We start from the raw sequence: 22,876 nt of genomic DNA, 5'->3' as shown, positions 1-22,876 counted from the left end.
ATTATTGATATCCCCCATGAATTGACAGAATCCACTTTTGTAAATGTATTAGGGTATTCTTCAGTTTTTTTTCTCAGATTCCATACTCCATATAGGATTCCTATTACTAAAAGAAAGACACCTATAAAAAAATTACCATTCATTTCAATATAGTAAATATTTCATTATTTAATAACGTTATCATCTTCACTAAAGATTTCTACTGTTCTCTTAAATACTTCCTGAAAAAATTTACCGACAACTCCTAATGCTGTTTCTTGTGTCTGTTCTTGCTTTTTTGTTTCTATATTTCCAACTTTTTTAGAGTGACTAATAATTTTTTTAGTAGCTTTTGATATGACTTTATTCCCAAGAATACTGGCTCCTTCTTTCAAGGCGCCAGTATAATTTTCATCGGACATATGTACTGCAATTTTCATCCCCTTTCCTGTAACTTGCATACTTTCAGCCAAAGGTAAAGCCGTCAAAGAAGCTCCTTCGGTAAAAGGTGCTGCAATTAGGGCCCCCGTTTCTATATGATCTCCTACTTCATCCACTACATCTCCCGTAGAATAGACCACTCCTTTAGATATGTCTTCTACTCCTTCAGTTATTCCACCTGCCGCATTGGAATATTCTGACACTCTTTCCCGCCTTGCTATTTCTGTAGCTTGGTCTCCATTTGCTCCTTGCAGGTTCATCTCTCGTTGGACATTTGTGACTTCCTTATATGCTCTGTTAATACTATTTGATACTTGGTTAGTACCACCTCTTGTCCTACTTAATTCTAATCCTTCCAATTCTATACCTAACCCCAACTTATTTTCCTGGAACGCATAGGTAGAGTTATAATAATAATCTTCGGCAAGAGGGTCTATTTGCCAGAAGCGGAGTGTTGCAGGATCGCTTACCCTAAATTTCCACTCGTGGGTATTTAAGCCTAAGTCCTCGGTAAATTCCTGTCCCTGGTAGGTTTTCAGATTGTTCTTCACTCCGGACATAGCTCCATTATACCCTCGATGTTCTAATCCGCCAGGATAATAGTTCTGCTCCCTTCTGATCTCCGAAGTGCTTGCAACACCGTCACCATTGTCATCCGCGTAGGTAATTCTGGTATTTCCCCAGATGTCAGTATATCGATATACGTATTGGTACCCTCCGCCAGCCTTCGGTTCAAAATACCCTTCGGGGTGGCTTACCTGCTTTAACTGGCTGTTCTCATAGATGTACTTCCCGGCATACTCCGTACCTGTCACAGAACTTCCCTGGGTAACCTCTTTCTTTAATTTAGTGCCCAAGGCATCGTAAATATAAACAATTTTATTGCTTCCGAAACTGACCTGGGTAGGAAGGTTTAAATGATTATAGGTGATACCCGTAATACCCTTGTTCTTATCCCTTGTCATATTACCGTTGACATCCCGGGCATAATCGTTATCCGTATTACTGCCATCTTTAAAGCCATAGGTCTTATTGGCTGTGTGAGCCTCAGTTACCTTGACCAAAAAGTTGCCTCCATTATGGTAGGCGTAGGTCAGCTTGTCCATTTCTCCAAAATGGCCCGCATTGCTTTGAACAGGGTTGGCTACAAGATGACCGTTACGGGTCAGTTTGGTAATATTCCCGTTCTTGTCATAGCCAATATCCTTTACCGTATAACGATCGGTTTGCCCGCTGCCGTTAAACTTCCCGGAGGTGATCCGGTTCAGGGCATCATAGGTATAGGCATAACGCCTCATGGTATTGTCATTGGCTGTCTTCCAATAGGTCTCTGCTATGTTACCGTTAAATAATGGGAGGACTGTTCCGCTTCGGCTCCTGTTATAATTGACCTGGAAGTTAAATAGTTTGCCACCAGGATTGTCCACATCATTAATCCCCGTAAGCCAGCCTCGTACATTATAGGCATAGTTGACTTCCTGTAAAGGTTTACTTGGGGTATTCCCCACCTTCTTTACCTTTAACTGACCCAGGTCATCATATACATTTTCTGCTATGAGTTCTTCTGCCTGGTTTCCAATCTTCTGCGTATGAGTGAGCAGCCGTCCTGCGTGATCGTATGTAAGCTTGTCCACCGTAACTATGGCGGCATTGCTACCTTTAGTATGGGTGGTTTTGCTTTCCAACACCTTACCCACAAAATCCAGCCGGTTCTCTACAATGTCCGTCGTGTTCAGGTATGGGTTCTTGGTGGCCGTGTAAATAAGCATCCCCCGGGAATTATACGCATGGATCGTGGTGATCCAGTGGTTCGTACCCAGCACTCTTGTTTTACTCCCCGTAGCCAGGGTTTTGGTCCTCATGTTCACAGCCTGCCCCAATACCGCTGTTGGTACCGTTAAACCCGCCAGGTCAAACATATAGTCGTCGTAATAATTGATGGTAAATACCTGGTATATCCCAGTAGGCGGGCTCACATTGGTATAGTAAACATTCATTCCTTGGATGGCGGTAGGAGAGGCCGGGGATTGGATACGGGTCTCATACTTTTTGGCTGCCCTGTTGAAAATTGCCTGAAGCTCTCCACGACTTTGACTATGGCTCGTCTGCCCGGTATAAATCACCCTGCCGAAGGCATCATACTTGGTAAAAAGCCATTTTTTCTGCGCCTTTAATAACGAGTCCTGCGTCATCACCGGTTGGTCCAGCGTATTGTAAACGATAGATTCCCACCACTTTCCAGGAAGCTTCTTTTCTATCAAACGGTTCCTGCCGTCGTATTTGTACTGGTAACACAACTCGTTGAGCTCTGCAGTAGATATCCCCTCAGAGATATTAACCTTAGGAGGGATCACATACGTCAGGTTCCCGTAATCATCATAAACATAGAAGGTATTGTGCTGGCTGCCATTATTATATGTCCTTTTGAGCACCACCCGGCCCTGTTTATCCTTGAATTCCTCGGTGGTATGGTCTTTCGTGGTCCCGCTGTGGTTCTCATCCCGGGTAATGGTCTTGTACAATTGCCCTGCTCCATAGTGTTTGTTCGCAACTGCTTCCAGCTGTGGAGCCTCCGGGTTGCCATTCAAAAAGGAAACCTGAAACAACCGTACTTCAGTCGCCGTATTAGTACTATAGCCAAATTCGATCTCGTGGCCGTTCCCTAGCTTCCAATCCTTACCTGGGGCGGCCTGTTTCTCCACACGGTTTAAAGGCGATGCTTCAAACTGCTTTTGGGAATAGGCATTGGCCTGGGAGGCATTCATCCCTGTAAAATCAGAACCATAACGATCCAGGTAGTATGCCGCGGTACCGCCGGCCATATCCCCTGTACGGAACGTACCATAACCACCCTGGGCGGGATCGGGTACAAAGGGTAAATACTCCTTGTCCTGACGGCCAACGGCATTATAGCCGATATGACGTACCACATCGTGCATGCCCGGAGACTGGCGAACGGAAACTTCCTGTTTGGGACGCCCAAGGCCGTCGTAATAGACTACGGATTCCAAAACATCCGCATTTTTCTCAATTCCACCAGAAGCGGTCATTTCCTTTTGATAGGTACGGGTATAGATATAATTTTCATTACTCAAGGTAATGGCTTTATAATCTTCATCCGGGCAGCCATTGGCATCACCGTAAACATCCGGGCAATTATCTCCGGCCCGTTCCACATAACCGGCCGGTTGGCTACAGAAAACTTTCGTATCCGAAGCGTCCCCGAAACCATCTCCATCAGGATCGGCATACCAGGTCTTCTGCTGGGTTACCGTATAATTTATGGTACGCGCAGCACTCCAGCAACCCGAACTGTCGTGACGGGCCCTTAGGTAGTATACTGTGCCACTGGTCAGGGTGATGCTTGCCGACAAATTAGAGGTACTGGTACTGGTCCCCCCGGCACTGCTCTGCCAGTACCAGGTAATGCCACTGGGAGGATTTCCATGGCTTAAAACCGTATTACCACAATTATTCTTTATTGAAGGTAACGGCGGTACGTCTAGAAGATCGTTCGGAATGGTTATATGTACAGCACCCGACCCTTCACTCCATATACCATCGCTGTTCCTTGCCTTGATATAATAAACACCACTGCCTTGCGCTGCCGTATACGTACTACCGGAACCCAGGTTGGTACTGGTACCATTACTGTTCTTACCCTGCCAGTACCAGGTAACCCCACTGGGAGGGGTACCGTTACGGGAAAGTGTCGCTTTGGTACAGTCCGTATTCGTAATCTTTGGATTGGCAGGTATTCTTGGAGGCACATCTGTTATACTAACGGCCAAAGTAAGGGTCCCCGTTGAGGACGAATTGAAAGAGACCCTCCCGCTAGTAATGTCCCCGTCCCACCGGATGGTAGCACTGGTTTTATCTGAGTTTTGTATGGTTCCTCCCTGTACACCCCATTGGGCATCCGAAGGACCGCTTGCTCCCATAAGCAGATACGTAGAGGTGCTTTTATAAGACACCAGCGACGGGCCCTTAATATAGGAACGTTGTCCGAATACCGGGAAAACACAGAAAAAAGCGATACTAAAAAAATATAGTAAAATCGTATTGTTTTTCATCACACGCACGGATTAGCCTGGTTAATTTTTATAGTGGTATTTATATTCTTTTAAAAGATGCCCGTTCACATCCACAACTTTCTCCAGCCTGTTGGCAGGGTCATATTTATATATTTCCCGGATACCACTGGGAGGGGTAATGCTGGTGACCCCGATCAACGGATCGTAAGTATACGTAGTGATCTGAAAACCGGACAAGGCGCTGTTCGTCCTGAAATTATCCAAAGCTGTGATAAGTTCCTGTTCGGACACTGTTGTCCCGGTAACAGCATCGGCATTGGATTTACTGACAATACCGGAAATATGCGGGGAAACCTGGCTATAAGTGGCCCCTTCTATTTTGGCTATGGGATGGCTTTGATTGTATCCCCATACAATAGCCGTAGGCTTTACCCCTTTCTCACTGTATTGCAGCAGTTTTCCTTTGGAATCATATTTATCATAAGTTATCTCCAGGTACGTATCCGCACTATGGTTATCATAAGACAATACGGAATACGGTAAAGGAAGCCCTGCCGTTTTACTGTTTGCATCCGATGTGCTTACCGGGTACCGTGTTTCCACTTTGGATATGGTCCTGGTTTCACCGTAAACAGTCTTTTTAACCTCGGTAAGTATCGGAACGCCTACCATATTTTTCTCCTTCAGGTACTGGTTTCCCTGTTCCTGGGCATACCGGTAGTTTGTGGTGGTTTTCCCTCCGTCGGACAATTCCGTAACCTGCGAAGTCAGTTGTTTGTGGTGCGGGCTGTTATAATTATAATCTATTGTAGTTTTTACAATTTTATCATCCAGGACCTCGTTTGTCGTTGTTTTGGCCAGGTTATAATCATGAGAAATAAATTTGTACTGAAGTAATTCTACAAACATCCCAAGTCTTTCCGGGGGCAGATAGGTAATATAGTATCCGGTCGACTGGCCATAGCATGGATTATAACCTGTGCCTTGTTTGGTGATATCTTCTTCGGTACAGTAATAGGTGAGTTTAGTCATTCTCTGGTAGCCTCCATGGGGAATCCCGATGATATTATTGATTTCCTCCCTGTTACTTTGAATATATTTATACTCATTAATCGTTTCTTTGACAACACTCAGGCTATTCCCTGTTTTTTTCAGGACTTCTTCTTTTTTTACAAATCCCTTATTCCAGCCCTGGTTTGTAAAATTTCCGCCCCGGTAATTACCACTGCCAAACAAATTGGAAGCAATAGGATCAATATCCACAATGTATTCCGTAAACTTCCCTCCGTTTTCAAAATCCTCCCCCCCGACACTCTTGGTAACATATTCATAGCTTACATTCTGACTTTCATTTCCGAATAATGGAATCAGGCTGTTGGAATGTACACTGATATACCGGTACGGCGTATATTTATAGAATGCAGGATTTCCCTCGGGAGGAGGGCAATAATGCACCCCTTCGGAATAATTCCACAGTATCGGTTTGTGATACGAAACCCCGGAGGATCGGGAAAGATTGTCCTTATGGGCATAATACCATTTCGTAATTACAGGAGCGGAAGCACCACCGGCATAATCCTCCACTTTTGCAACCCTGTTACCTCCAACCGGGAGATTCGTATCGTAAACATCATCCGGAGTATCAATATATTTAAAACTCACTCCGCCTCCATGACACATTCGCAACACCTCCAGGGATACCTCGTATTCAGTAGCTGCTTCTACATCAACATAAAATATATTTTCTCCCCCGGGGTAAAAAAAAGTATTTGTTGCGGTGCCATAGCCCAGCGAGTTTAATATCAGCAGGTCTTCATATTCCCCCGTAGAGAGGTTTTTAACTTTCAGATATACCCGGACCTGGTGTGTATTGCTCGAACAGTCCTCTTGGTTGAAACTTGCACCTCCAATAAATTTTATTTGTTGTTTCTTACCCGAGTAAAATGTAGTACTCTCGGTTTTAGTCCATGTAGACTGGTCTGTCATTACGCTAAGGGATTTGCTTTTTGCAGGAGCTACATCCGTTTTTTCTCCCCACTTGGTATGAGGTTCGTAATGTATTTTTGTATATCCTTTTGTCGGGTAGACTATTTTAGACAATAAGCCCGTTTGGGATAACTCTTCATTGAGTTCCCTGTTAGCGAAGGAGAAATTGATATTATCCAGAATAAGATTTTCCACCTTGCTGATCAAATGTCTATTTTGGGTAACACCGTTGTAATAACCCCAAAAATCCTGGGCATTGGAAAGTCTTTTGGGTAAAAGTTCGGGATTGATATACTCAAATTCATGCACTTTTTGGGAAATAGTAGAATACACTTTTCTCAAGAAAACCCTGTTATTGGGTGTTATCAGGTAATCCAGTTTATACGAATCTATTTTACTGTTCCCATACAAGGTCACTTCATCCAAAAAGTTTCCTCTGTTTTCGGTATCACTGAATTTAGTTACATAATTAAACGCAATGCGTTGCTGGTTTATATTATTACTGATACTCTTAATTCTGTACGTATCATACCTGACAAGATTTGATCTTTCGTGAAATCCGGCTATTCCACTTAAAGGCAGTCCCCCTACATCGGCACTACAGTTGAAATTATAACTATCAACAAAAAAATTATACACATCCGATTTGTGAGAAGTATATGAGGACCCCGCCGGTTCATACTCGAAATACATGATATTATTTTTGGTGTCCTCTATGCGGGTGAGAAAAAATGCCGAGGAAAGTGAGATGTCCGGCATATTCCGCCCTCCGCCATGTACCCGGTTTGTACTTGTTTCTACAAGTTCAAAATAGTACTTAATCCCATCCGGTGCCGTGATTAAAAAACCGGTTTTAAGATCCGGGGTGGTTATCGTCTCTATTTTAAAATCCGTTTTTTTCTCCTGTAACCATCCGTCACCTCCGATTTTTTTAACGAAAGAATTGGAAAACCCTCCGGGTATATTGACCCGGAACAAATCTTTCTCCGTATCCCATAAATCCTGTAACCCGGCATTTTCATAGAAATTTAATCGCAATGCAGGATACCCCCCGTTATTGGGATCCGGAGTATTGTCGTTCTGCCATTTAATATCCCCGCCGGACAGTCCGTCTTCCCTATCCCTTACAATTTTGGATATAATACCATGGGCACTCAGGCTCCATCCCAGCCCTACAACTGGATTATATTCATCCACTTTGATACCGTTACTGGAATACTGTAAGGAAACAGGGAATTTGATATCTCCTATGGTATACTCGTATAAGGGAATACTGTGAGACATGGTCCCGGTATACTCGCCGATATTTATATTACCATAGGTCCCCAGGTTATAGGTATCCGGTGAGGAAGGATATACTTTGGGTATATAGTCCCCTGATTCCTGGGCACTAGAGAGCACATAAAACATCAAATGAAACAGGAATAAATATTTTTTCACAATTCGTTTATTTAACAGGTTAATCAATAATTATTATACATTATTCAATGGATATTTAAAGCCCATTGATTTTCAATTTTGACAGATCACAAACTGATACCCATTCTTGAAAAAGGGAAAGAGGTTTATGGATATTAAAGGGTAGTAAATTCGTTGGGGAAATGTAGCTTTGTTTCATTGGCTTTTTAAGTTAAACAACGATTTCTATTTCTGGTCAACAATCTTTTATTTTCGGCTGTAATATTATACAAAAATGATAGGGAAGACAACAACTTGTACTCTGTATTTATAAAAGCCGTGTTATAATTTCCATAATATCACTACATCACACATATACTTAGGTTTTTAAATATCAACGATTTATAAAAAAATAACAATACATCATTTCTATGGATATTATAAAATTAGACTACTACTGTAACCTATTGATGGGTTATTCCCTAAATTTATAAATCCAGTGTACTAATTCCTTATTTTTCATTTTCTTTATCCTAACTGCTATTTAAATTTTACTACTTTTATCCCAAACACTTTGTATTGTTATGTATACATCCAGGCTGACCAAAAAAATTCCCGCTTTCAATCTCCAGGAGATGTTGATTGTCCTGGCCATTATAGGTATACTGTTGCTTATAGCGCTGCCCAACCTCATGCCCCTGATCACCAAGGCCAAAAGCGTGGAGGCCCAGACCCAGCTCAAAGCTATTTACAATGCGCAGAATACGTACAGGTATATGTATTCCAAATTTTCCACGGATTTTAACGAGCTCGATTTCGAACCGCCGAAAACGGTCAATGAAAACGGTACGGCCAATTATAAGTATGAGATCATCGAAGCCACCAACTCGGCCTTCAAAGCCAGGGCGGAAGCGGTGACGGACTTTAACGGTAACGGGGTGTTCAATGTCTGGGAAATCGATGAAAACGGTGTGCCAAAACAAACGGTAAAAGATTAGTTGTAAAGCCGGACAGATAAATAATAAAAGAATACAAACCCTGTGGTATAAAAGTCGCTTCTTCCCCCTTTTTCGGCTTTAAGCCAACAGGTGAGTAAAACAATAATTTCAAATACAGATTTGATCTGCCAAAAAGCTAAGGATCATGCTTTTCGTAAAAATATGCCTTATAGCAGTACTGGGAGTTATTTTTTACCAGGATTACAGGTCGCGGGCGGTATCGCTTTTCCTGTTTGTCCTGGCCATTCTCTTATTGGGCGGTTTGCATTTTTTCCAGGCAGACAGGCCTGTGTTCCGGATTTCCATAGGTATAAACCTAGGACTTATAAGTATCATACTGGGAATACTCTATCTCTATTCCCGTTTTAAACTCCGGTCCGCTTTTATAAACGGCAGCTTCGGTGCCGGTGATTTGTTCTTTTTTATCGCCGTCGCCCTCGGCTTTCCCTCGGTAACCTTTGTCGTATTGTTTACTTTTTCCATAATATTTTCCCTTTTACTGCATAGCTTTCCGGTTTCGCGGAACTTTTTTAAGCCGGTGCCGGTAAAAACAGGAGAACCTGTTTCCGGAAGGAATCCCACTGAACCGCAGCAGACTGTTCCCCTGGCCGGATATATGGCGCTTTTTTTTATAGTGGTATTTACGTTTTCCCTCTTTTTTGATTCCCCTTCCCTATATTTGACCTAGACCTATGGAACTGAACTCATATCATATAGAAACCGGTTTACAGCAGCTTATCAGTGCGGAGCAGGCCTTTCATTACCGCATTGTCCCTGTAAGTAAACAAAACGGCCATATTACCTTTAAAACAGACAAGCAGGCCCTCCCGGGACTGAAAGAAGAACTGGAGATCATCCTGGGAAGTAAGATAGAACTGCATGGCGATACCGAAGAAGAGCTAAACAGGTATCTCGCTACCAATTACAGGAAGGCAGAACAAATCCCCGGGGAGAACCTTCGCTATACGCCGGATTTCCTGGAGAAAATACTCATTACCGCCAAAGAAATAGGCAGCAGTGATATTCATTTCGAGCCTTATGAAGAAAAGTGCAGGGTACGCTATCGCCTGGACGGAAAACTGATAGAGCAATTCCATATTCCCATAGAAGAATACCCGGTGATCATCAATAAGATAAAAATAAGGGCCAACCTGGATATCAGTGAAAAAAGATTGCCGCAGGACGGGCGTATTACGGTGAATTCCGATACCGGCGAGTTCGACATCCGGGTCTCCTCCCTGCCTACCCTGCACGGTGAAAAAATAGTGCTTCGTATCCTGAGTAAAGACGCGAGCAGGTTTAAATTGAGCGGACTGGGCTTTACAGAAAGGGAATTGAAAATGTTTAAAGAGAGTATCCGTAAACCTAACGGTATCATACTCATATCCGGCCCCACCGGGTCCGGGAAAACGACAACCCTGTATGCCACGCTGAAACTGCTCAACGATCCCAAAACCAATATACTCACTATAGAGGATCCTATAGAATACACCCTCGAAGGCGTCAACCAGGTACAGCTCAAAGAGAACATAGGCCTGGATTTCGCTTCGGCCATGCGTACTTTTCTACGGCAGGACCCGGATGTGATCATGGTCGGGGAGATCAGAGATGTAAAAACAGCCAATATGGCTATCCGGGCAGCTCTTACCGGTCACCTGGTACTTTCCACCATTCACACCAATTCCGCCTGGGCAACGGTATCCCGCCTGGTAGATATGGGAGTACCGCCGTTTTTAATTGCAAGTACGCTCAATGTCAGCGTAGCCCAGCGGCTGGTAAGGAAATTATGTGATCATTGTAAGGAGGAAGTTCCCGTAGAAAAAAGTATTTTTCCCGAAAACTTCCGCGTACCCGCTTCCCTGCAAACCCATTACCGGGCCGTTGGCTGTAACGCCTGCTACCATACCGGTTACAGCGGCAGAAAAGCCATTTACGAGATCATCCCCATAACCGGCGGTCTTGCAGAGCATATTAAAAACAACACCCTTGAAATAGAGACCTATCTCGGGGAGAATAATATTAACACCTTAAAAAGCAATGCCATACAACTGGTACGGGACGGGATAACGTCCGTCGAGGAAGTATATGCCTTGCTGATGGATTGATCGCTTATGATAAAAAAAATTACGCTGTGCCTGTTTTTATGTATTGCAACCTCTCTCCTTGCCCAGGACAATGATTCCCGGCGCATAGAGAGCATCCGCAATCACCTGGAGTCCCTGTCTGTGGACAACCCCGGGCTTACCGAGAGCTTCAAAACGGATATTAACGTGAACAATGTCCCTCTTTCCGGCTTTCTGATGGCCGTGTCCCGGGTGCATAAAGTAAATATTAACGTATCGCCCGAACTGCAGAATATCACCATAGTCAATAATTTTTCGGATGTTACCGTGGCCGACCTGCTGGTGTTCCTGTGCAAGGAGTACCAGCTGGATATCGATTTCACGGGGAACATTCTCTCCATACACCAGTATACACCCCCGGAGGAAATTCCCGAAGAGAAAGCGATACGGGTGCAATACGACCCTGCGGACGATCTTATTTCCATGGACCTGGACAATGATCCCCTCGGGAAGGTTTTCCGCAAGATCATCGATATATCCGGTCATAACCTGTTGTACAGTTCCGAACTGGAAAACACTCCCTTACGGATGTACCTGAAAGATGTTGATTTTGACAAGGCCATGGAAAACCTTGCCGCTACCAATAACCTGATCTACAGCAAATCCAGGGACGGTTTTTACCTGTTCGATGCGGCATATTTATCTGCCGGGCCGGAGGGAGAGCCGGGCGGAAACATCCCGCCTCAAAACAGGCCCATGCGGGCTCCCAGGGGTGCTAATTTTTATTACGAAGTATTGGATACCACCTCCATGACCCTAAAAGTGGATTTCAACAATACACCGGTTGCCAACATCATCAATGAAATAGGCTATGACCTTAAGCTGGACATCTACACGGCCACGCCGCTGGAAAATGCGGGTAGTGTTACGTTCAAAGCCAAAAGCATAACTTTTGACGAGTTACTGGAAAAGATATTCGAAAGCGGCCAGCCCCTTGCTGCTCGTGGTAATAATCGGAATTCTGGTAATAACAACAATGATAATAACGGCATACGGCAAGCAGTTGCTCCTTCCGATGGTCATTTCACTTTTAAGAAGGAAGGCAATATCTACTTTTTCGGCATGGCCAACCAGCTTAGCGTACGTAAAGTAGAGATCGTACAGCTCATGCACCGCTCCGTGGAACTGTTGGGCGACCCGTCCGGAAACAGCGGTTCCACACGTTCTTCCGGAAGAACGGTGCCCGGGGGTATCAACTATCTCGGCGGCGGGTTTAATAGCGGGCAAAATATGTACGGTAATAGCAATACCTACGGCAACAATAACCTCAACCGTCCTACCTCGTCACTCAACACCTCCAATTCCGATAATTTCAGCTCCTACAACAGTAAGGCCGAAGCCCTGGTCAATATCCTTCCGGGAGAGATCATTGCCGACCTGGACATCAAAATAGACTTCGAACTGAACAGCTTCCTGGTCAGTGGCCCTGCTGCAAACATCAACCGTTTCAAATCGTTTATCAAACAGATGGACAAACCGGTACCGGTAATCCTCATAGAAGTCATGCTTCTGGAAGTAAGCCGTACGGCCACCGTAGAAACCGGTATAAGCTGGGGTATAGGCGACAAGCCGACAAAGACCAAAGGAGGTATTTTTCCCAATACCGATCTCACCCTGGGTGCCGAAACCGTAAACCGGGTTATCGGCGGATTCGACGGGTTCGGTTCGCTGAATGTAGGTAAAGTGGTCCCCGAGTTTTTTGCTACTATCAAAGCTATGGAAGCCAATGGCAATGTAAAGATCCGGTCTACGCCTAAGTTATCCACCCTTAACGGGCACAGGGCGCACCTCTCCATCGGGGAAACGACCTACTATGTCGTCACCAACCAGAATTATTACGGGTCGCAGATACCGCAGTCTTCCGAAATACGCAATTATATGCCTATAGACGCGGAACTGGCCGTAAGCATCAAACCCCTGGTTTCGGGAGACGGACAAATCACCCTGGATATCAACGTCATACAGTCCGACTTCAGTGGTGAACGGATCGAGGAAGACGCCCCTCCCGGGCTTACCTCGCGGGAGTTCAGTTCCATTATCCGTGTACAGGACCAGGACCTGGTGGTCCTCGGCGGACTGGAAGAAAAAATGAAGAACGATTCCGGGAGCGGTGTACCGCTGCTGTCCAGGATCCCTATTATAAAATGGCTGTTCAGCAGCAGAAAACGGGAAGATTCTAAAAAGAAACTCACGGTGCTGATCAAACCTACGGTTATCTATTAATATGATCCGAGATATCCTTACATACCTCAGGGAAGGCCATATATTCCAGGCGCTGGAACTCTCGGAAACCTCCGCAGGCACCGGGTGGATAAGTACCGTTGTAAAAAGACAGAAAGACGAGATCCTTATTACGGAAAGCGGCAGCACCAACGCGCCGGACGATCTCCCGGATACCCTGTCCGCCCATCACCATACCCTGGTTATTATCAATACCAATAACATACTTACAAGAATTACGGAGACCACCGGGAATGCGGATATCGCTATAGTGAACAAAGCTTTTCCGAATATTAAAATAGATGATTTTTACTATGAAGTCGTCCCTTCCGGGGAACGTGCTTTTATTGCCATCTGCCGGAAAGCATATATAGACCGTATACTCGGGGAGCTGAAAGACAAAGGGTATACTCCTTCCGGGTTCTCCCTGGGCTTATTGTGTATGCAGCACCTGGCCGCATTTACCGGGAACGGGGAAACCGGGGTTTCCAACGCCAGGGTGATATTTGCGGACGGGTTGCTTGCGGATATCCGGAAAGAAGAGACTGTACCGGGTACCACATATACCGTAAACGGACTGGAGATCCCCGGGCCTCACCTGCCCGGATTTGTTGCCGTACTGGGGCTCATCACGGGAAATACCGGTTCCATCTCCAACTTTTCGGACCGGAATACTTACTTCCGGCAGGAGTTTTACCACCGGCGTTTTTTCCGGCTGTTCGTCCGCAGCGCCCTGGTTTTCCTTCTTGTCCTGCTGCTTGCTAATTTTATGGTTTTTAACCATTATTTCGGGAAAACCGAAGTTATAAAGCAAGCCTCGGAAGTAAACCGGCTTAACCGGGAGAATTTTATGAAACTGAAAGAGGAAGTGGATAAAAAAGAAAAAGTTGTCGGGGATATCCGGTCCTCCTCCGGCTCCAGGAGCTCCTATTACACCGACCGGATTATACAGGCCCTCCCCGCTTCCATCCTTCTGAAGGAGCTCCGCTACCAACCGCTGCAAAAACAGATCAGGGAAGGACAGGAAGTGCTGTTACAGGAAGACCGGATTATGATCTCCGGGGAATCCGCGGACAGCAACCGCTTCTCCGAATGGATCGAAAATCTCGAAGCCATGAACTGGACCGAAAACGTCTCTATCAGGGATTACGGCTCCTCGGCTTCCGGTGCTTCGTTCTCCATTATGTTAACCATAAAAAACAATCCATGACCTCCCGGAACAAAAATATAGTTGCTGTTGTGGTATTTCTCATAGTCTTATTCCTCTGCTATACCCTGGCTATTTCCAATACGGTCCGTACCAAAAGTGAGTACAATGCCCTGAAAACGGAGGAATCCCTGTTTAATGATATTCCCAGGCAGTTATCGGTCCTCAATGAAAAAAATGCTTATTACGATTCGCTGCTACGCAAATACAAGATCGGCGGCACTTCCATGCAGCACAACCTCCTGAAAGCGGTAAACGAAAACGCGGATGAACTGAACCTCGAGGTCATCGCCTTTCACGAACCTCATATTTTTGAAAAAGAAGGACTTAAAATTCACACCTATGACCTTACGGTAGAAGGCGGTTATAACGATATCCTGGCCTTTACCTACCGCCTGGAACAACAAACAGGCTACGGGGAAGTGGTAAGCCTCAACCTGGAAAAAAAGAAAAATTTCCGTACCGGGAAAGAATTCCTGCAAGGGAATTTGCTGGTACGGAATTTTGATTGATGATGTAAAACTTTCTTTTACTGAAAAATATTCAGTTTATACAACACTACAGCATCGGAATATTACAAAAGCTGAAGGCTATAAAATACAGGAAACCCATAAATTGGAAAGAACGGACAAAGTGGTTCTTTGTCAAATTTGGGGAATTTTGAATAGTTTCTGCGTACCTTCAAGCCTAAAACCCATGTGGAATGGAACGGCTGGGAAAAGACCCTTTCCAGAAATTCCAATTAAAATACATCAAATCAGATCGCCAATATTTGACAGCAAAGGAACACCAACGACTTGAAAAAAAGCTGTTTAAAAAAGATAAATATATATTTATCTTTAGCTGATATACGGGACTGGCCTATATGATGTCAAGAAGCTGAACATAAATCAAATTCGGAAAGGGATAGATGGCGGTTATTGGATACATACTCGGCATGCCAAGACCAACAAAACGGTTAAAATCCCGTTATTACCCAATGCAACAGGTTTTTGAATAATTTTTTGTTGAAATGATGACAAAAGCCGTTTATCCTAGGCCAATAAAGAAGTTTACAAGTCGATTAAAACCCTTTGAATGTAAGTTATACTCACATGTGTATGAATCGGCTGTTTAAATCTAAATCCTTATGAGGTTGTTTGTTATGATTTTTTGTATCAACAGCTTACTTCCAAACAAGCTTAAATAAACAAAGGTGTTAATGTGTTTCCTAAAATTTCAAGTTGATGAACATATCTTTTTCTTTTTCAATTCCTGAATAAAAAATTTAGGACTTATATCCGTTCGGGATTTAAACGCATCGGAAAAAGCTCTTTCACTGTTAAACCCGGCATCCCCGGCGAGATACTTATTGCTGTAATGCAATACTCTCGGATCTTTTTCAAACAGGTCGATAATAAAGTCTATTCTAAGATCGTTGAGATATTCCACCACTTTTCTCCCCTCTTTATACAAAGCTACAATCAGGGATAGGTATTTGGCGTTTACCCCTAAAATAGCAGGCAGTTTCCCAGCGGAGACTTCTTTATCCAAGAACTTTTTATTTTTTTCAAAGGTATCTAGTTGCTTTAAAACCTTATCAACAGTTTCCCGAGGGATATCGAGGTTTTTGAGGGGTTTCGCTTTCTTTTTCCTTCCCCGAGATCTTTGTCCTTTTGTAAAAGCATCAAATCGTTGTTTGTAAATTCTTTTTATCCTGTATCCCCTATAGATCAATCCTACCAACAGAAGGCATAAAAGTCCTCCTGATGCGATCCAAAGGACTTCACGTTTGGCCTTGGCCTGCAAAAGCATTTCTACTTCTGCCTTTTCCTGTTGTACCCTTTTTATATCATACTCCTTTTTGAACTTTTTAGCCAGGTCCTGCTGTTGCCGGTCCATAAATTCCAGGGCATGGATATGTCTTTCCAGATAATGATGTTCAAGCTCCAGGTCATGGGTCGATCTATAATACCTTTCCAGTAGTGTATACCCTTCCAGATATTCCCATTTCGTGTAATCCCAGGCCGTAAAACTGGAATCCACCTTTTCAAAAAAACCTACAGCCTTTTCACGCTCTCCAAGGCCCCAATAGCTTTTCCCCAGGTAGAAATTTCCCAGAACAACATTGGCAAAATCATCCTTTTCCTTTCGGATCCGCTTTAGGGAAGCCTTTAGTTTCGGTATGGCCTGTGCATATTTGGCTGTCAGGCAAAGGTTCATTCCTTCGGTTTGGACGAAATACACTTCTCTACTGGTATCCTTACGCCTTCTGCCTTCGGCAATTCCTAACCCGATGATCTCTGAACTGAGTCCATAATTCTCCATCCTGGTATGGCACCTGCTCAAAAGGTACAGTGTATTCAAATACGGCCTGTGCTCCAGGGAGTCCTCTTTAAAATAATCCGCACATTCCTTTAGTAGAACAATGGCCTCGTCATAATACCGGGTATCATGTTTAACCAGGGCCATATTAAACTTTAGCTTATTTTTCAGGTAATCATCTCCTGTTTTTATTAGGTATTGATTGGCTATCAGGTAATGGTCCAGGGCTTTCCTATGCTTTTTTAAACGATAATAGGCGATCCCCATGGTCAGGTAAGCCGAACCTATATGCACGGGATCTTCGGTCTTTTTCGCTGAAGCGATCATACTGTCTCCATAGACTAACCTTATATCCCTCGGCGCAAATAGCAGGTAGTTTTTATACCCCTGAGTGATTTTTTCCAAACTATCCTGGGCCCGGGCCTTGTCTAAATATTCCTTTAGATATGTTTTCCGGATGACACGATCCAGTTTAGAATCCCTGATCTTTTGATAAATCGCATCATAACTTTTCCCTAAAAGTGTATCATAAGGCCTCACGGATGATTCCTGTGAAAAAACAACCAAAGTCACAAAGAAGAATACGGCAAGTATCGGTTTATGAATCATAAGCATAACATATTTGAGCATAAAACACACTTAATAATCCTCCTTTTATGCTTTATGCCCGCCCCTTTCCGATGAAACTGATCCTTTATAAGGAATCCTCTATAAATATACTGTAAACTACTGAAAACAAGAGGTTTTTTAACATTCATAAGGTTCGGCGTTTTCCGGAAAATAACCGGATGTTTTCCGGAAAACGCCGAACAAGCCCTTGCAAAAGTGCTCCTGTCCCCCATAGCTTTACCCTTGAATTCAACGATCACAACTGCCGGAATTTTCCGGATGAAACGTTCTGATCACCCGGGTGAGTATGAACTGATGAAAACATTATCAGTCATTTAAAAATTCACCGACATGAAAAAATTTGCATGTTTAATCGCAGGTGCTGTCATGATGCTTTTCTCATGTAGCACTGATGAGACCCTTTACCACGACACTGTGGGTACGTCCAATGCCCTTTCGCAGGAATTACATTTTTCTCCGGACAATAACAAGAACCCTTATGACCCGGTAGGAGAACTGTATAGAAGGGCCCTGAAACAGTATGTAAAGACCGGAAAAGTTCCTTCTCAGCACCAATTGGAGATGGAGATCAATTCTCTTCTTCCGGACGGGAGGTTACCAGGAATACGGCCTGTTCCGGCCACTACGCAAAGCCATAAAACTGAAACTGTTTCAGATGACTCCTGGCAAACACTGGAAGTCATTATTTCCGGTTCCGGTTTAAGCCCGGCAGCACAGGCTGGTCTGTTGGACTTTATCGAAACGCTTTTGGTCATTCAATATGATGTGGACCAGGCTTTACATAATTATATTACCGGGTATGAATCCCTGGTTATGGGTCATCCTTCGCTTACCGAAACAGACAAACGGGTTGTCTTGACTTTTACCGCACTGGTCCGGCATGCCAGCTATCCCGACATGGATGAAGAGCCTGTTGTCATATTAACCGAACAGGATGATGACTGGGACTACTCTATGGGAAACATCGTCAGCTTTATGATCATTGCTTTGGAGGACGGTGTAGAAGGGATCTCCCGTGCTATGTACCTTTCCTTGAATCGAGATCAGTAATACTAACAGATCATGGAAAAAAGAAAAAAATGGATTGTTACCCTTTCCATGGCGCTTATGGTTTTTAACCTGGTGAGCATTTATGTGATCATCAACCTGCTGGACTATGATCAGCTCCTGGATTACATCCCTGATGGTGCTATCAGGCATGAATCCCCAAAGAAATTTGCCTGGCTCCTGTTTGTAAATGGGCTTTGCAATATCATTAGTACTGCATCTGTGTTGATGGCCCTGCTTATAGATCCCGATAATACCTGAATATAACTCATTTTGAAACAGCCTGAAAGCCATCACTCGGATTCCTTTCCACCCCTTATGATACATTTTATCAAAAACGAGCAACAGGTCAAAGCGGTCAATGCCTGTTTACAGCAAAGCCGTTTTATCCTGCTGCTTGTAAGGAAAGGGGAAGTGCAATTAAAGATGAACACAGATATGATCTTAGTACAGGCCAGGGAGCTTTTGATCCTGCCTGAAGATAAGTCATGTACCATAAAAGGGCTTGGTAACCGGTCTCATATTGGAATACTTAGTTTTACCAGGGCGTTTGCTTTTGGTAATGCAACAAGAAACCTACAACCTGTATTTTTTATGTTCCTTATGGCCGGGAAGCCTTTCAGGATACAATTGAGACCTAAAGATATGTCCTGGCTGTTTTTGCTGTTCATTTTATTGCGTGTAAAAAATAATACAGCGGAAATCCCCGGAACCGATGGTGAAGTGCTGCAACTCGGATTCGACATCCTGCTATGGGAACTAAGGAGGCTTTATCGTTATTACAGCCCCGGTATCACCGTTACCTATACGATAAAGCATGCATTGGTTTTACACTTTCTGGATATGCTGAACACTCATTATAAAAGTCAACATCAAATACAGTTTTATGCAAACGCCCTCCATCTGACAGCCGATTATCTTTCCAAAACAATTAAACAGGTTACCGGAAAAACCGCCAAACAATTCGTGAAGGATTCCATTTTAAGAGAGGCAAAGGTATTATTACAAGAGCATTTAAGCATTCAGGGCATAAGTCGAATGCTGGGATTCAATTCCACACAAGACTTTAGCAAATTTTTTAAAACCCATACTTCACTTTCCCCAACCGCTTATCGCAAAAAGCTAAGTCCCCAAAATTCAAAATAGTATCAACTTATGCGAAGTAAGGAACTCATATGAACTTACGGGTTCCAACACTATTGTAGAACACCTGGTTAAACCAGGTAAATGATGATGCGCATGAGACAACCCTATCTATTGGAATGGCTGGATATCCTGGCCAATGTGACATTAAACCCGGAAAAAACTCCTGTTCAGGATATAACCGTGCAGCAGGTTATGGTTGTTATGGAGAAAATCCGGAAAGAGACTGCTACTATTAAGTCAAAACTGAAGCACCGGGTATTTTCCCTGACCCGGGAAAAGCATATCCGGATTTTACTGGAAAACCATTATGCTTCCATACAAATCCTTCTTGCCCAGGTAACCCAACGTAAAAAAAATAAAACATTCCAACAGGAAGATTTAAAACAGGTTCTTACCTTATTGGAAGCTTCTTTACAGGACCTGCTTTCCTTCCTGGAAACCTGGTTTGCCCGTTACCTGAACTTAGAGCAGCTTTCCAAACGAAGACGAAATAAAATCCCCATAACTTCTCCGGAAGAGAAAATCTTGTGCAGCCTATCTACGGACCAGACCGCATTGGTGCTCCGGGCTGCTGATGAACTCCGGATCCTTAAAGCAAAATCGATGCGTAGCGTCTTCAAAACTATTGTTCCCTACCTTGCCACGCCTCATAGACAGGACCTGTCTTATGATTCTCTACGTGCCAAAGCCTATACTCCGGAAGAAAAGGATAAAGAAATAGCTATCGCCCAGCTTCAACGAATGATCAAAAAGATCAAAGAGTATTGATACTTTTTCAATTTTAATTCTCCTCATCTTATCAAAATTATGTCTTGCTTAACCTGATATATATTCTTTACTGCAAGAAAAAATAAAAAAATCACATGTCGAAAACCCTTGATTTTACTGTGGGGTACAAGGGTACAACCGGGGTACAACTTTAAACTTGTACTTGTGGTGCGTACTCATATCCCCTTCCTTTGTCCTGTGATTTGACTGCCGGTGGGTGTATTCCCCCGGGATTCGGATAACTGATGTCGAACGAAAAAATGATGAGGAATGTTTAACGAAATTTCCTGGGGTGAATATGCCCTCGCAGTTACATTGATCCTGACAGCCTATTATGCTGCTGTGGGTTTATGGCTCTATATCCTGAAATTAAGGACACCCGTTTCAACAATAAAACCGGTTACAAATCAGGAAGAACAACATATAAAAGAAACGGTTTCTACACCTTCTTTTGAGGAAATTCCGGATGATACTTTTAAACAGGCCGAGGAACTCATGGATATGTTGAAAAAGGTCATTGCCGAGGTCTTTTACCATAAACAAGGACGAAAGGTCCTTTTGGAAAATCTTTCAAGAACATTACAAAAGAACCCTGAATTTATAGGAACCCCTTTTGAGCAAGGTATTCAGGATTTTATTATCCGGGAATGCGATAAACATGGTCCGGTCGGCTTGCGCATAGATGAAGTGAGCGAGTTGTGGAGTGCGGAAGTCTGATCCGGACCATTTAAAAAGCCTGTTCCTGTCCTGCCCTCTTGGGGCGAAAAGCCGCAAAAAAGAAGCAGGAATACCGGGTAAAGTGACGGCAACAGGCTTTTTCTTTCTTCTAAGTTAAAAATCAACCCTTAATACGGAATGTCGAATGAAAACATGCAGTATGAAAAACCGTAAGCAGTTAGCCATAATGGGATTTTTATGGCTGAGCCATGTTGTCGCCCGGGCCCAGGATGGAATTGCCGGGATCAACGAAGCCAATCAAAAGGTGCGTAGCTATTTTGATGCCGGCACTAATCTCATGTATGCCGTAGGCGCTCTTTTGGGCCTGATCGGTGCTGTGAAAGTCTACCAGAAATGGAATGCCGGCGACCCGGACACAGGCAAAGTAGCCGCCGCCTGGTTTGGCAGTTGTGTCTTCCTGGTGGTAGTAGCCACCGTGATCAAGTCCTTTTTCGGCGTATAGCCCATAATGGGCATTTGACAAAATACAAGCAGCAATCTAAAAATCAATTTATTACAAATGGAACAATCCTTAAAAGAAAGGCTTTGGGCTTATATCATAGAGAATAACCCCGATTTGATGTTCAGTTTACAGGAGGAGTACTCCGTACAGCAGTACCTGGACCAAAAGATGGACACTCTGCGTCCTCAACTCCTACAATGGCAAAAAGAGCAACTACCTCTTTATATCATCAAAGAACAGGCCATTCGGGAGTTGACCTCCGACTTAAGACCTTCCAGATTCCACTATATCCGGGATATCCTGGAAACAGAATTTACAACCGATTTTTTACGATTAAAAGAAGCCGGGGCGCTGACCTACGAGGGAGTGAACCTGGTCGAAGCCTGTAAGGAAGCCTTTGAAGCTATCGGTTTTTCAGAAGAAAACAAGGAAAGCCGAAGGCTGCGGTATGCCGTCATGGGAATCATTGCACAATACTTGGAGAACAGGTAATCCATCAAAGGTAAAATGATAACGATGAGCAATAGTGTCTACCAAAACCATAAGGGGATCAATCAAAGTATTGAGTTTAAGGGTCTCAAAGCCCAGTATATCTGGTATTTGGGAGGCGGAGTAGTCGTACTACTGATCCTTTTTGCCGGGATGTATATCCTCGGACTGCCTCCTCTAATTTGTGTCGGTATTATCCTTGCCCTAGGGATAGTCCTGGTACTAAAGATTTATAAAATGAGTAAGGCCTACGGGGAATACGGGCTTATGAAAAAGCTGGCCCGGCGACAGATTCCCAAAGTCATCAAATGCTACACCCGGAGCATTTTTTACAAACAAAGGAAAGAATAGAAATCATGGAAGAGCACGAGAAAAAACCGGAAGAAAAAGCCCTGGAAAGACGTTTGGCAGGAAATCTCCCTACCCTGGATATTGCAGGAGATATTTTTTTGATTGATCTGGAAAAGAAATGTTTATGCCCTAAAAATCCTTTGGCTCCGGGAGATATCAGTTTTGCCAGGTTGCAAGGATACTTTTCATGGACAGAAGATAAGTATATATTCACTTATAACAGTACCCAACATGGGCCACAGGATATTGATTTTAGTGATCTCTACCACATCCCGGAAAGCATTCACCTGGTGGAATTCCCCTCTATGGAAAGACTGGACCCCGTGGGATACGCCAGGGAGCATGGTTATGATATACGATCTTTTGTGGAAAAGGTTGGGATACAATCGCATTTCAAAGCCAATACCATTCCGGTTAGGGAAAGCCTTTCCCGCTTACTTGCAGAAAAACGGGAATGCCCAAAGGAACAACGGCAAAACCAAACCCGCAGGCAAAAAGTAAAAAGAAGAGGGCGAGGCCGTTAAATCAACTGCCTTTGGGCATCCCGATAACCCAGATAATTATCGGGATCGGAA

At 43.8% G+C, this 22,876-nt stretch carries 18 protein-coding genes; 15 read left to right on the top strand and 3 right to left on the bottom strand.

Annotated elements, in window-relative coordinates; genetic code table 11:
• Positions 1–164: 164 nt before the first annotated feature.
• Together ED312_RS08570 and ED312_RS08565 are read right to left on the bottom strand one after the other, a co-directional pair.
• Positions 165–4,493: a DUF6443 domain-containing protein gene (locus ED312_RS08570; protein ID WP_123215590.1), complete on the bottom strand. Its 4,329-nt coding sequence runs from the start codon at positions 4,491–4,493 to the stop codon at positions 165–167.
• Between the two features lie 21 nt (positions 4,494–4,514).
• Positions 4,515–7,880, bottom strand: coding sequence for a hypothetical protein (locus ED312_RS08565; protein ID WP_148044252.1), 3,366 nt, complete (start codon positions 7,878–7,880; stop codon positions 4,515–4,517).
• 542 nt (positions 7,881–8,422) lie between these two features.
• Here ED312_RS08565 and ED312_RS08560 point away from each other — a divergent pair.
• From ED312_RS08560 to ED312_RS08535, 6 genes are all read left to right on the top strand, one after another.
• Entirely contained in the window at positions 8,423–8,836 is a 414-nt protein-coding gene (locus ED312_RS08560; protein ID WP_123215588.1) for a type IV pilin-like G/H family protein, read from the top strand.
• A gap of 145 nt (positions 8,837–8,981) precedes the next feature.
• Positions 8,982–9,524 (top strand): hypothetical protein, encoded by a 543-nt coding sequence (locus ED312_RS08555; protein ID WP_123215587.1) that lies wholly within the window; start codon positions 8,982–8,984, stop codon positions 9,522–9,524.
• 4 nt (positions 9,525–9,528) lie between these two features.
• Positions 9,529–10,941 carry a GspE/PulE family protein gene (locus ED312_RS08550; protein WP_123215586.1) on the top strand — a complete coding sequence of 471 codons (1,413 nt, stop codon included), beginning with the start codon at positions 9,529–9,531 and terminating at the stop codon, positions 10,939–10,941.
• Positions 10,942–10,947: 6 nt separating this feature from the next.
• On the top strand, positions 10,948–13,182 hold the full coding sequence (locus ED312_RS08545; RefSeq protein ID WP_123215585.1) for a type II secretion system protein GspD: 2,235 nt from the start codon (positions 10,948–10,950) through the stop codon (positions 13,180–13,182).
• A gap of 1 nt (position 13,183) precedes the next feature.
• Positions 13,184–14,389, top strand: coding sequence for a PilN domain-containing protein (locus tag ED312_RS08540; protein WP_123215584.1), 1,206 nt, complete (start codon positions 13,184–13,186; stop codon positions 14,387–14,389).
• Positions 14,386–14,898 carry a hypothetical protein gene (locus ED312_RS08535; RefSeq protein WP_123215583.1) on the top strand — a complete coding sequence of 171 codons (513 nt, stop codon included), beginning with the start codon at positions 14,386–14,388 and terminating at the stop codon, positions 14,896–14,898. The genes ED312_RS08540 and ED312_RS08535 overlap by 4 nt, the downstream gene beginning before the upstream one ends.
• Positions 14,899–15,604: 706 nt before the next feature.
• On the opposite strand, the gene ED312_RS08530 is transcribed toward ED312_RS08535, so the two are convergent.
• A complete protein-coding gene (locus ED312_RS08530; RefSeq protein ID WP_148044251.1) occupies positions 15,605–17,299 on the bottom strand; it encodes a helix-turn-helix domain-containing protein in 1,695 nt (564 codons plus the stop codon).
• A gap of 351 nt (positions 17,300–17,650) precedes the next feature.
• On the opposite strand from ED312_RS08530, the gene ED312_RS08520 reads away from it, so the two are divergent.
• The 9 genes from ED312_RS08520 (at position 17,651) to ED312_RS08480 (ending at position 22,825) form a co-directional block, all read left to right on the top strand.
• On the top strand, positions 17,651–18,370 hold the full coding sequence (locus ED312_RS08520; protein ID WP_123215580.1) for a hypothetical protein: 720 nt from the start codon (positions 17,651–17,653) through the stop codon (positions 18,368–18,370).
• Positions 18,371–18,382: 12 nt separating this feature from the next.
• A complete protein-coding gene (locus tag ED312_RS08515; RefSeq protein WP_123215579.1) occupies positions 18,383–18,628 on the top strand; it encodes a hypothetical protein in 246 nt (81 codons plus the stop codon).
• A 57-nt stretch (positions 18,629–18,685) separates the two neighbouring features.
• A complete protein-coding gene (locus tag ED312_RS08510) occupies positions 18,686–19,513 on the top strand; it encodes a helix-turn-helix domain-containing protein (protein WP_123215578.1) in 828 nt (275 codons plus the stop codon).
• Positions 19,514–19,606: 93 nt separating this feature from the next.
• A complete protein-coding gene (locus ED312_RS08505; protein ID WP_148044250.1) occupies positions 19,607–20,281 on the top strand; it encodes a hypothetical protein in 675 nt (224 codons plus the stop codon).
• A gap of 270 nt (positions 20,282–20,551) precedes the next feature.
• Positions 20,552–20,998, top strand: coding sequence for a hypothetical protein (locus ED312_RS08500; protein WP_123215576.1), 447 nt, complete (start codon positions 20,552–20,554; stop codon positions 20,996–20,998).
• 160 nt (positions 20,999–21,158) lie between these two features.
• Positions 21,159–21,461, top strand: coding sequence for a DUF4134 domain-containing protein (locus ED312_RS08495; RefSeq protein WP_206363230.1), 303 nt, complete (start codon positions 21,159–21,161; stop codon positions 21,459–21,461).
• Positions 21,462–21,518: 57 nt separating this feature from the next.
• Complete coding sequence (locus ED312_RS08490; protein ID WP_123215574.1) at positions 21,519–21,953, top strand: DUF1896 family protein; 435 nt, start codon at positions 21,519–21,521, stop codon at positions 21,951–21,953.
• A 24-nt stretch (positions 21,954–21,977) separates the two neighbouring features.
• Positions 21,978–22,301 carry a DUF4133 domain-containing protein gene (locus ED312_RS08485; RefSeq protein WP_123215573.1) on the top strand — a complete coding sequence of 108 codons (324 nt, stop codon included), beginning with the start codon at positions 21,978–21,980 and terminating at the stop codon, positions 22,299–22,301.
• Positions 22,302–22,306: 5 nt separating this feature from the next.
• Complete coding sequence (locus ED312_RS08480) at positions 22,307–22,825, top strand: hypothetical protein (protein ID WP_123215572.1); 519 nt, start codon at positions 22,307–22,309, stop codon at positions 22,823–22,825.
• Positions 22,826–22,876 lie beyond the last annotated feature (51 nt).

Source organism: Sinomicrobium pectinilyticum, from assembly GCF_003725735.1.
Classification (GTDB): Bacteria; Bacteroidota; Bacteroidia; order Flavobacteriales; family Flavobacteriaceae; genus Sinomicrobium; species Sinomicrobium pectinilyticum.
This window is presented reverse-complemented; position numbering and strand designations above follow the sequence as displayed.